General features: G+C 28.9%; 3 protein-coding genes and 1 rRNA gene. 1 reads left to right on the top strand and 3 read right to left on the bottom strand.

Annotated elements, in window-relative coordinates:
- Positions 1–56 precede the first annotated feature (56 nt).
- Together rrf and Q0W06_RS19510 are read right to left on the bottom strand one after the other, a co-directional pair.
- Positions 57–173 (bottom strand): 5S ribosomal RNA (gene rrf / locus Q0W06_RS19515).
- Positions 174–339: 166 nt separating this feature from the next.
- The gene (locus tag Q0W06_RS19510) at positions 340–1,293 is read right to left on the bottom strand and encodes an L-lactate dehydrogenase (protein WP_297639820.1); all 954 of its coding nucleotides are present in this window, start codon (positions 1,291–1,293) and stop codon (positions 340–342) included.
- Between the two features lie 166 nt (positions 1,294–1,459).
- On the opposite strand from Q0W06_RS19510, the gene Q0W06_RS19505 reads away from it, so the two are divergent.
- Positions 1,460–1,855 carry a hypothetical protein gene (locus Q0W06_RS19505; RefSeq protein ID WP_297639816.1) on the top strand — a complete coding sequence of 132 codons (396 nt, stop codon included), beginning with the start codon at positions 1,460–1,462 and terminating at the stop codon, positions 1,853–1,855.
- 22 nt (positions 1,856–1,877) lie between these two features.
- Here the strand turns inward: Q0W06_RS19505 and Q0W06_RS19500 are convergent, their stop codons facing one another.
- Positions 1,878–2,819, bottom strand: coding sequence for a Gfo/Idh/MocA family oxidoreductase (locus tag Q0W06_RS19500; protein WP_297639813.1), 942 nt, complete (start codon positions 2,817–2,819; stop codon positions 1,878–1,880).
- Positions 2,820–3,052: the final 233 nt, after the last annotated feature.

Genomic DNA, 3,052 nt, shown 5'->3' with positions numbered 1-3,052 from the left:
CCCCGGACACCATGATTAAAAGTCATGTGCTCTACCGACTGAGCTAGTGAACCATTACCTAGCAACTTCCTACTCTCCCACAAGGTCACCCTTGCAGTACCATCGGCGTTATAGAGCTTAACTTTCCTGTTCGGAATGGGAAGGAGTGTTTCCTCTATGCCATCATCACTAGATTCTTACTTTTCTTGTTTCTGTCTCGGAACCGTTCCAGCCCCTCAACAATTACTTATTATATAGACTTCTAATATTAAAGTCAACATATTTTTTCACTTTTTTTTATTTTTTTTTATAAAAACCCCGCAATCCCTTTAAAACTGCGAGGTTATCTATAGTTTTTTTTTATCTTTTTTCTAATTTTTCGACATATTCTTTTATTATATCTATAGATTTTTCAAATTCTTTTTTTTCTTCATCTGTTAAATGTATTTCCACTACTTCTTTAACTCCATGAGAATTTAATATAGCTGGAACTCCTGCAAAGATTCCATTTACGCCATATTCTCCTTCTAATAGAGTAGAAACTGGAATTATTTTATTTTCATTATTTAAAATTGCTTTTATTATTCCAACAGTTGCACTAGCAATGGCATAATATGTAGTACCTTTTCTTTTATATACTTCCCATCCTGCTTCTGCTGTATTTTTCACTAAATTATTTAAATCTACTTCTGGAAATCTCTTCTTATTATCTTCTAAAACTTTTAAAAATGATTTTCCTCCAACAGTTATATGTGACCATGGTACCATTTGAGAATCTCCATGCTCTCCCATTGAATATCCTTGCACAGATCTTGGATCTACATCAACAAGCTCAGCTATGAAATTTTTCAACCTTGCTGTATCTATTGATGTTCCTGTACTTAAAACATGATTTTTTGGTAATCCTGATAATTTATATACATAATACGCAATTATATCAGCTGGATTAGAAACAACAATAAAATACCCTTTAAATCCGCTTTTCATTATAGGATCCACGATAGACTTCACAATATCTGCTGTCATTCCTAACGTATCTAATCTTGATTGTCCTGCCTTTGGTGGTGCTCCTGCTGTAATAACAACTATATCCACATCTCCATACTCACTATAATTTGCAGCTCTAACTTTAACATTTCTATTTAAATATTCAATTGAATGATTTAAATCCATAGCTTCTCCTATAGCTCTTTCCATATTAATATCTGTCATTAATACTTCATCACAAACTCCCTGTGTAACAAGGCTAAATGCTGTACTAGACCCAACTAATCCTGTTCCTACAATAGCCACTTTTGTATTTTTTATTGCCATATTCATTCACACTCCTATCCCCATAATTATATCACTTTATTAAGATTCTTTACATTTACATAATCCATTTTACATTTAGATTTTTATTAATATCCATTTAATTTATCTTAATCCATTTCATAGTTTCATCATATAATTTAATATAACACTTTTAAGGAGGTTAGAAATGACCCCAAATGAAATTATATCAACTAAATTAGCCCTATTCCAAGCTCAAATATTAAGCTCTGAATATGGTATTATCTCAACTATATATTTTATACAAACTAGTAATGAACTTAAAAATCAAACTTTAAATTTAAAAGTTTCAACCTCCCCAACCTACTTAGCCTACATTGGGATAATTTTTGCCTTTATCTCTCAATGGTTAGCTTGTATAGCTTCTAATATAGCACTTCGTCTCTTATATGAAGATATTGGTACAAAAAAAATTGATATTGATAATGCTATTTTTTTCTGTCAAACAGCCTATTTAAATTTATATATACTTTGGATAAAAGTTGATATTTTTAGAACTGCTTTTATAAATCAAAATACTACTGAAGGTGATTTTGTTAAATAATATTTTTATAAACTCTATTTTTTTAATTCTTTTTTAGAATATTTGTCATTATTTTTATAACATCTTTAGTCATTTCTATTGATGTTATTTTCTTATTTTTATTTATTATCGCTTCATTCATCATTTTAAATTCATAATTTAATGCTTCATTTGATGCTCCATACGTCACAATTTCGCTACTTCCATCTGAATATACTATTTTAGCTGTGTCTGCTCTTGGATAATCTTCTACCTCAATATATCCATTTTCAAAGCCTATAACAGCTCTCTTAGGCATTTTAGCTGTAAAGGATAAGTTTATAGTAGTCAATTCATTCTCTTTATTCTTTAAAATAATTGTTGATATATCATCTACTCCTGTTTCAGCTTTATTTACTATACTTAATATTTCAGTTGGCTCACTACTTAAAAATACTCTTGCCATAGATATTGCATATGTTCCAATATCTAACATTGCTCCTCCACCAAGTTTAAAATTAAAAAATCTATTTTCTTTATCATAAGGCTTCTTACTACCAAAACTTATTTGTTGAATCTTTAAACTGCCCAGCTTTTCTATATAATTTTCTTTAATATATCTATATAAGGGCATATTGAATATAGTCATAGCTTCTGCTAATATTAACTCTTTTTCATCTGCAATTTTATATACTTCTTCTAATTCTTCTATATTTAATGTTATTGCTTTTTCACATAATACATGTTTTCCATTTAACAATGCTTCCTTTATATATTCAAAATGTGTATTGTTAGGCGTACTTATATAAATAATATCTATCTCCTTGCTTTTTATTAGTTCTATAGGAGACTCAAATATCGTTTTCACATTATAATCTTTTGCAAAATCTTTTGCTTTTTCATATTTTCTCGTAGCTATTCCATCTATTATTCCATTTTCTTTAATTATAACCTTTGCAAAATCGTTTGCAATATTTCCTAGTCCAATCATTCCCCATTTAATCATATTAATTCTCCTTTTTAAATTTAATTTTTATTCTATTATATCATTTATATTTTTTTATTTTCCCTTATAGTTTTCAACTTTTCCACTTCTTTATCCACAGATTACACTTATTTTTCATAAATTTTGTGGATAATTGTACACAAAAAAGAGTTAGTAATAAATTACTAACTCTTTCTACGTTTTCACTTGGCAATTTCCTACTCTCCCACAGGGTCACCCTTGCAGTACCATCG

Source organism: uncultured Clostridium sp. (assembly GCF_947072515.1).
Lineage (GTDB): Bacteria > Bacillota > Clostridia > Clostridiales > Clostridiaceae > Clostridium.
Note: the sequence above shows the minus strand (reverse complement) of the source record. Positions and strands in the feature narration are given on the sequence as shown.

Excerpts from the sequence above, each read along its gene's own strand:
- Q0W06_RS19505 (WP_297639816.1), top strand. The coding sequence starts at position 1,460 with ATGACCCCAAATGAAATTATATCAACTAAATTAGCCCTATTCCAAGCT.
- Q0W06_RS19510 (WP_297639820.1), bottom strand. The coding sequence starts at position 1,293 with ATGGCAATAAAAAATACAAAAGTGGCTATTGTAGGAACAGGATTAGTT.
- Q0W06_RS19500 (WP_297639813.1), bottom strand. The coding sequence starts at position 2,819 with ATGATTAAATGGGGAATGATTGGACTAGGAAATATTGCAAACGATTTT.